The sequence below is a fragment of the Nostoc sp. FACHB-110 genome, from assembly GCF_014697425.1.
Lineage (GTDB): Bacteria > Cyanobacteriota > Cyanobacteriia > Cyanobacteriales > Nostocaceae > Nostoc_B.
This window is the reverse complement of sequence record NZ_JACJRU010000082.1, coordinates 1-8,375: the sequence shown is the minus strand read 5'-3', so window position 1 is coordinate 8,375 and position 8,375 is coordinate 1. Positions and strand designations below refer to the sequence as shown.

The following is an 8,375-nucleotide window of genomic DNA, read 5'->3' as shown; positions in this document are numbered from 1 at the left end:
TCCTCTTCACTCTCGGCGATCGCAATTTTAAATGGACGGCTCATGGTTGGGTTAACTTACCAAGTTTGCTTTTCTCCATTATATGCAGCTTCATTTTTAATTGGTATTACCTCAAAACTTCAGCGATAGAATATTTCGCCTCATAGAGTATTTGCAAAATAATCGCTGTTTACTAATACTTGATAATGCTGAGTCAATTCTGCGCGGGGGAACTCGCACAGGAATTTATCGAGAAGGATATGAAGGTTATGGTGAATTGTTCAAGCGGATAGGAGAAGCTAATCACCAGAGTTGCTTAATAATCACTAGTCGGGAAAAACCTAAAGAAATAGCTTTTTTAGAAGGAGAAACTCTACCTGTACGTTCTGTAGTATTAGGTGGATTAAATTTACTAGAAGGTAAGGAAATATTAAAACTTAAGGGAATCTCAGCTACCGAAGATGAATGTCAAGCAATGATAGAACAGTATGGTGGCAATCCCTTAGCAATCAAGATAGTGTCCACAACAATTCAAGATATTTTTGATGGTAATATAACTGAATTTTTACAGCAAGATACTGTGGTTTTTGGAGAAATATATGATGTTTTAGAGCAGCAGTTTGAACGCTTATCAAAATTAGAAAAAGAGCTAATGTATTGGTTAGCAATTAACCGAGAACCAATCACATTGTCAGAATTGCGTTCAGATATTGTCTCACCCTTACCACAAGCCAAATTACTAGAAGCACTGGAGTCTTTGTTGAGGCGATCGCTAATTGAAAAAGCTACACCAACACTCAAAAAAAACGAGTCCCTCTTCACCATCCAACCGGTGATTATGGAATATGTCACCACCAGATTAATCGAACAAATATGTCAAGAAATTCATACTCAAAATCTTGATATATTCAGAAATCATGCTTTAATTAAGGCAACGGGTAAAGACTATATTAAAGACACTCAAGCGCGCCTCATCATCAAACCCGTCATAGATGGCTTGCTCAATATATTCAAAAATAGACAAACTATCAAACAGCAACTAACCCAGATATTAACCCATTTACGTGCAGAATCTCCCCTAGAACCAGGGTATACAGCAGGTAATATTCTTAACCTTCTGTGTCATCTAGAAACAGATTTAAGCGGCTATGATTTTTCTAATTTAGTTGTTTGGCAAGCAGATTTGCGGAATGTCAATTTACACAATGTAGATTTTACTCACGCTGATTTAGACAAGTGTGTTTTTGCCGAAACCCTTGGAGGTATTCATTCAGTCGCATTCAGCCCAGATGGAAAACTCTTAGCTACTGGGGATAGCTATGGTCAGGTCTGCCTATACCAAGTTGTTGATGGTAAACAACTGCTTGTTTGCACAGGACATACAGATTGGTTGTGGTCAGTCGTCTTCAGTCCTGATAACAAGATTCTTGCTAGTAGTGGCAAGGATCAGACAGTTAAGCTTTGGGATGTTAAGACAGGGCAATGTTTGGCAACATTAAATGGATTAAATGGTCATAATGGAGGCATTTGGTCAATTGCTTTCAGCCCGAATGGTCGTATACTGGCTAGTGCAAGTGAAGACCAAACACTGAAACTTTGGGATACTACTACTGGTCAATGCCTCAAAACTTTACTAGGGCATAGTAGTCGAGTCTCGTCTATTACTTTGAGTCCAAATGGCCAAATTTTGGCTAGTGGCTGTCATGACCAAACCGTGAAGTTATGGGATATAAATACTGGTCAATGCTTGAAAACTTTACAAGGACATAAAAGTGGTATATGGTCAGTTAGCTTCAGCCCCGATGGTCAAATTTTAGCTAGCAGCAGCTATGACCAAACAGTAAAGTTGTGGGATATAAATACTGGTCAATGCTTGAAAACTTTACAAGGACATACTGACTGTGTATATTCAGTTAGCTTTAGTCCAGATGGTACTGTACTAGCAAGTAGCAGCGATGACAAAACAGTAAAGCTGTGGGATGTAATTACAGGTCATTGTACAGCCACACTGTGGGGACATACTAGCAGAGTTTGGTCTGTTATTTTTCATTCAAACAATCGAATGATTGCTAGTGGTAGTAGTGACCAAACAGTCAGGTTGTGGGATGTTAAGAGCGGAGAATGCCTGAAGACCTTACAGGGTTATAGTAGTGGAATCTGGAGTGTAACTTTCAGTTCTCATGGTCACATCCTTGCCAGTGGCAGTGGTAATAAAGTGATTAAGTTATGGAATGCTGACACTGGTGAATGTATCAAAACTTTACGCGGCCATAGTCATCGTGTTACATCTGTCAGCCTCAGTTCTCATAACTTATTACTTGCCAGTGGCAGTGAAGATCAAACTATAAAGTTATGGGATGTTAGCAGTGGACAATGTTTAAAAACATTGCGGGGACACAGTAATTGGCTGACATCAGTTACCTTTAGTCCAGATGGTCAGATAATTGCTAGTGGTAGCGATGACCATACAGCGAGATTATGGAATGTCAGCACCGGACAATGCATTCATATTTTCAAGGGACATAGTGATAAGGTATGGTCTGTCGCCTTTAACCGTAACGGTGAAACTTTAGCCAGTGCTAGTATTGACCAAACCATAAAACTATGGAATGTAAAAACTGGACAATGCTTTAAGACATTGAAAGAACACGATGACTTAGTTTGGTCAATTGCTTATAGTCCAGATGGTCATATATTAGCTAGCGCTAGCAGTGACCAAACAATAAAGTTATGGGATGCTAAAACTGCGGAATGCTTTCAAACTTTAAAAGGACATACTAGTTCCGTTTACTCCGCAGCTTTTAGTCCAGATGGTAAAATGCTGGCAAGTGGTAGTGAGGATAATACAGTCAAGCTTTGGGATATTAGCAGTGGTCAATGCCTGAAAACGTTGGAAGCACATACACAATTAGTTTGGTCAGTTGCCTTCAGTCCCAATGGCTGTACTTTAGCTAGTGGTAGTCAGGATGATACTATTAAGCTTTGGGATTTGGATACCTACAAATGTATAAAAACTCTTAAAAATGAGAGACCATACGAAGGCGTTAACATTACTGAAGTTACAGGTCTTACTCAAGCTCAGAGAGCTTCTCTCAAACATTTAGGAGCAGTAACATTATAGATAAAAACCTAAGTTTCCAATCTCACTTTGCTCGGGATTGTAGTTTTTGACTTTTTCGCCTTGAAACTCTACTTAATGCAGCAAACAATAATATTCCTAATACAGCAGAAGATTCTGTTACAGATTTTGACTGTAATGCTGAAAATGCTAACTCTCCTATGAGCCTATGAGTAGCAGTTGTCGGATGAATTTGATCCCAAAATAAAAACTGATCGGGAGTACAATCAATTGGCTGAGTCGGAATGTTTATGGGTACTACTGATAAACTGCCAACACAAGAATCTTGGACATTTGTAAAGCCAAATTCTTCTGGGTGAGCAATTATTCTATTGAATAGAGAATTAACATCAAGAGAGCGAATATTTATATCAGGATTTAGTTGCTGTCTCAAAGAGTTTATCTTGGCACTCAAGCTTGAGTTATGGGCAGAGGTAAAACTGCTAAGTAAACTGGAAATGTTTTTATCACCACCAGTGACTGGGAAATTGCCTAAGTCTGGTAGATTAACTACCATAATATCTTTAGCACCCACAGCAGCGAGCGATTTTACTGCTGCTGATAAATTTGAGGTTGTCTGGCTAGGGTTAGGAATACCACCAAAAAAAACATTCATATAATCATTGGTACCTGCCCATAAAATGTACAGAGCATTCGGATTAGCAGACTGATTTCCGGCGGTAAAGTGGTCAATTTGTTGTTTTAATCCTGGTAAAGTGGATAGCCCAATATTTTGATATCCTGTAGTCGCACCACCATAAGCAAAGTTATTGTTTGGCTTGAATGTTAATCCTAGATCCGATGCAAGATACTCTACCCAAACAGGGCCATTGGAAAAACGTCCATTAAAGTAGGGTTGTGGAGGAAATCGATTTGTGGCATTAAAGACATTGCCTGTATCAGAGAAACTATCTCCGAATATATAAATGTCTTCATAATTTTGTGCGGAGACTTTAAGCGGAAATAAGAGAGATAAAAGAAACAGCCCAGTGGCGAAAGTTTGTTTTTGCATTGTTAACTTCCTGTGGGAGAGGGAACAGGTAACAAGCAACAGTTCGTCCGTTTCCTCTCCCCACCCTTGGGTTTGAGTCTAGAGACGGAAAGTCTTGGTGGGGTGACAGCCCTCCACCGCAGACAGTCGCGTTAAGAATTCCTTATTCTTTGTTTCCTGTTAAGTTTTAAATATGCTAAAAAGCTACCTAGAGATTCTAACAAGAAAGGGGTGTATCTGTTTCTGAATTTGTCACTGTTGAATTATTTTCTTGGAGAGGATCAGAGCCTAGTGCCACATTACCCCAGCGCATCACACTCGCAGAAGCCGCACCAGCAACGCCAAATCCATATATTAATACCAAATCGCCTTCTTGAATTTTGCCTATTTGTGCAGCATTGTACATATTGGCAACAGTAATTACTGGCCCAAAGTTTGCATACTGCGGATAGAGATTGATAGTACGGTTTGGTTCAATACCTAAAACGCGTGTGCAGAAATTGGCAAACCAAGCACTTGTTGTATGGAAAAGAAAACAGTCGATTTGATCGAGAGTTACACCAGCAGCATTAACAGCACCCTGGCAGCAGGTAAGTAGTAAATCTGCGGATGTTTCGCGGAAGAGCTTGTTTGCACTTTTTTCAATCTGCATCCGAATTCGGAGATTGCCAAGTTCATCTTCACTAATTTGAGAAAAAAGACTGTCACATAAAATACTAGTGTTAATTGTCTTAGTTCCTAAGATTCCTTGGTTTGGTTCAAGGGAGCCGACTACAAAAGCTCCGCCTCCATCACCTATACACCATGAGAGAGTATCATTTTCATCAAAAAAGCGAGAATACGTACAGGAGATGACTACGAGAACATTTTTATACTCTCCTGCTCGGACTAAAGCACAAGCATTTTGTAATAAAACTGGTGTAACTCCACATGCTGCATCAACATTCCAAGCTGCACCTTGCAAACCTAATTGGCGCGCCAGGAAGGCGGCATTACCAAATCCTATTTGTTCAGGCCAGACTGAGGCAACTATCATCAGTTCCACTTCATCAGGAGAAAGCTTGGCTGCATGGAGAGCTTCTCTGGCTGCGCGCTCTTCTAGAGAAAGAGATGATTCACCAGTCCCTAGCACCCATCGTTCAACAGTACCACGAAAGGGATCTGAGAGATAGGGCTTCATCTCCAAGTCAAACTCATTCTTGGGTGTAGCACCAGCCAGGGAAAACAGCTTTGCCAAACTCTTTTGTTCAGCTTGAGCAAATAATTGAGGGTATTTTTCTATGTAATAATCATTGGTGCGTTTAATACTGGGAAGGCTTAAGGCTATTGAGCGAATACCGACTGGAGAAAGTACCATTTCTGATTTCCTATTAATAATTTGTAGCGCCTTGTAAAATTAAGCTTTGATTACGAGTTTGGGTTGGGGGAATTTCCGTAGGGTCGATAATTACATCAACCACAAATGGCCCACTTGCGGAGAGTGCTTGTTCCAATGCTGCTTTGATTTCAGTCTCTTTTTCCACTCGAATCCCATCTGCACCCATCCCTTGAGCTATCTTGACAAAATCTGCTGGGGGAATGGTTGCATCTACGTCTTTAAACCCTAAATAAGTCATTCCTTGTTCGCAAATGTTGTAGCGTCCATCGTTGAGGACAATCCAAACAGCTAGAATTTGATGTTTGACGGCTGTACTGATTTCGTTGTTCATCAGCATGGCTCCATCGCCGACAATCGCTACTGCTTTTTTATGCCGTGCTAAGGCCGCACCTACCACACCTGTGACAAAATGCCCCATTGCGCCAAATCCATTACTAATTCTGTAACGGTTGGGTGTATTAAATTTTAGAAAGTGAATTGCCCAAGCAAAAGAGTTACCACACTCTGCCATTACTAGTGCTTTACTACCATCTATGATCGCTTCTTGAATCATCTTCATCAGTAACTGAGGCCTGACTAAACCAAAATCTCGTGGTTGAATCAGATGATTCCTCGGTTGAGATAGCCCTATGTTGTTTAATTTTACGGACTTTGCTGGCAAATAATTCAGTAATGCCTTGAGAAACTCTCGGATATCAGCTTGAATGGCAATAGTATCAGCAGACGGATATGCACTACGAGGAACTTGGGGGTCAATATCGATATGCACAAAACCCTCAGAGGGAATCATATTCGGGTTCCAAAAACTGGTAAACTCTCCCAAGCGTGTTCCTAGTACTAAAATGCGTTTCGGACGTTGATTGTGCATATATCGCAACACTGAATCATGCCCACCAAAGCCAGTAACACCTACAAATTGAGGATGATCCTCAGGGAAAATGCCTTTGCCACGAGGCGAACACATGACTGCTGCGCCTGTTGTTTCGGCTAGTTGGTGAATTTCTGCTACTGCATTGCGCGCTCCAAAGCCAACCCAGATAGCAAATGAGTCTTCAGATAACAATCGCGCGCATTCTTGAATGGTGTCCGCACTGATGGTGAAGGCGGGGGGAAATACTACATTGACTTGAGGTAATAGGCTTGTAAAAGGACTGGTTTGGATGTTTGTGGGAATACTGATATGAGCGACAAAACCTCCTGGTTGGGCTATGCCAAGAGCTAGTCTATCGGCAATCTCTGGCAGTTGCTCACCATATTCGAGGGTGGCTGCATAATGAAATATTTCACCGGATGTAAAAATTCCTGCACTGGGCATTGTGTAGGTGCTAGTTTCTTGGCAAGCCCAACGTCCCCGTTGTGATGTGGCAGTTGCGGCTGATATTAAAATTACTTTGGCTCCTTCCCAGCGAGCGGCTAATACACCGGTGAGTGCGTTAGTAATTCCTGGGCCTGTGGTGGTAAAAACGACAATAGGACGATCGCTGGCAAAGTGAGCTTCTATTGCGGCAAAAGCGGCTCCTGCTTCGTGACGAAAGTGAAGTACTTGCACAGAACTGCGGTTTAGGGCTGCCCACATAGGAGCGATCGCTCCTCCTGATACTCCAAAAGCGTATTCTACTCCTATATCTTCTAGGACTTTGACTATTGCTTCTGCTACTGAACCTACTATCAATGACCTACTCTGACATAATTTTTCATGTGAATTTAATTGTTCATTAGTATCTTCCTTGATTTTTTTGATTTCAATATTCATATAAATTTACTTTAGAAATAAACCCTAGATTAGATAATATTATCTCACATTTTTAACTGAATAAATTGGTTTTTAAATTTATTTTCATTGAGTAATTATGATTATTTTTTTACTGAGGTATTAATCATATAGGACTCATATTTGATTGAAAAAAACTCAGTATGTATTGATTATTTTTGCCTGTTGCCTACCGATGCAATTAAATTCAATAATCAAACCTGATTCTTACATTGAGTATTAACGTCATAAAAATTTATTTTTACTAGTCATAAGTTAAACTAATTAAGAATAGATTCTCTAGGATTAATATTTGATTTGGGAAAGAAATCAGGTAAGTAGTCAGGAGCCATGATTCAGGATTCAGAAGGGTTAAAGAATGAAGAGGAATAGTTTATAAATTAATTAATTTATTCTATTTATATAATTCTAAATTCTGACTTCTAACTCCTAGGTGCTTAATTCTTACGAAATCAGTAGACCCATATTATGTATCTTTTCTATTCCCCAATGCTATTTGCTAGAACTTTGCCAACCAAAACAATGTAGTGGCTCCTCCCCATGCTTTACTTTCTGCTGATCGTGCTTCGCGCACCACACAAGTAAATTTGGAAATCAAACCAGATTCATATAGCGATCGCAATACTTCTGTAGATAGATATTTGACCAATTAAATAGTCTTGTATGTTGGGTCGTGTGAATTAAAATATGCTTCTCTTGGAGAGAAATAACCTCTGACTTCTGCTAGAGGAACACTGATATTTTTACAGATACTCTGGTTATGTGCGAAAAAGAGCTAATTGGCTAGAGAATTAAGTTGGAATTTGACTTAATTTCCCTAATAATATCTAGATTCTAGCCAGCCAAGGAGTTCTCAAAACGTAAAAATAATGGAGTACAGTCTAGTCATGATAGGATTAATCTCTAGAACATTTTCTCACATCAGTTCTTTAATTCATAGTCTTCAGGCAAAACGTTTTTTGGCTGTTGTTCTAGTTGGATTGGTAGTGCTGACAACAAATGTTAATGCTGATCGTGGTAATACCAATACTTTGACATACTCACCGACCTAAAGGTGCGGTGATTCTTGACGCTTCACCGGACTGTGCTGGCGAACCAGTCTTACCTGTCCTCTGCGCCCGTTTAAGGTCGTGCCGAT

The 8,375-nt window shown here is 40.0% G+C and carries 4 protein-coding genes and 1 pseudogene; 2 read left to right on the top strand and 3 right to left on the bottom strand.

From position 1 onward, the window contains the following. Positions 1-106 precede the first annotated feature (106 nt). Positions 107-3,100: pseudogene (locus H6G69_RS33145) on the top strand (pentapeptide repeat-containing protein); the annotation flags it as partial. A gap of 22 nt (positions 3,101-3,122) precedes the next feature. Here H6G69_RS33145 and H6G69_RS33140 read toward each other — a convergent pair. The 3 genes from H6G69_RS33140 to H6G69_RS33130 all read right to left on the bottom strand — a co-directional run bounded on the left by H6G69_RS33140 (position 3,123) and on the right by H6G69_RS33130 (position 7,219). Then, positions 3,123-4,109: an SGNH/GDSL hydrolase family protein gene (locus tag H6G69_RS33140; RefSeq protein WP_190693960.1), complete on the bottom strand. Its 987-nt coding sequence runs from the start codon at positions 4,107-4,109 to the stop codon at positions 3,123-3,125. A gap of 196 nt (positions 4,110-4,305) precedes the next feature. Beyond that, positions 4,306-5,445: a 3-oxoacyl-ACP synthase III family protein gene (locus tag H6G69_RS33135; protein WP_190693959.1), complete on the bottom strand. Its 1,140-nt coding sequence runs from the start codon at positions 5,443-5,445 to the stop codon at positions 4,306-4,308. Between the two features lie 13 nt (positions 5,446-5,458). Continuing rightward, positions 5,459-7,219 carry a thiamine pyrophosphate-dependent enzyme gene (locus H6G69_RS33130; RefSeq protein ID WP_190693958.1) on the bottom strand — a complete coding sequence of 587 codons (1,761 nt, stop codon included), beginning with the start codon at positions 7,217-7,219 and terminating at the stop codon, positions 5,459-5,461. A gap of 545 nt (positions 7,220-7,764) precedes the next feature. Between H6G69_RS33130 and H6G69_RS34615 the strand changes: the two genes are divergently transcribed. After that, positions 7,765-7,890: a hypothetical protein gene (locus H6G69_RS34615; RefSeq protein WP_277883511.1), complete on the top strand. Its 126-nt coding sequence runs from the start codon at positions 7,765-7,767 to the stop codon at positions 7,888-7,890. The last annotated feature ends 485 nt before the right edge of the window (positions 7,891-8,375 follow it).

What these genes read in the sequence shown, in the direction of transcription:
- H6G69_RS33140 (WP_190693960.1), bottom strand. Translation starts at nt 4,109, where the DNA reads ATGCAAAAACAAACTTTCGCCACTGGGCTGTTTCTTTTATCTCTCTTA.
- H6G69_RS33135 (WP_190693959.1), bottom strand. Translation starts at nt 5,445, where the DNA reads ATGGTACTTTCTCCAGTCGGTATTCGCTCAATAGCCTTAAGCCTTCCC.
- H6G69_RS33130 (WP_190693958.1), bottom strand. Translation starts at nt 7,219, where the DNA reads ATGAATATTGAAATCAAAAAAATCAAGGAAGATACTAATGAACAATTA.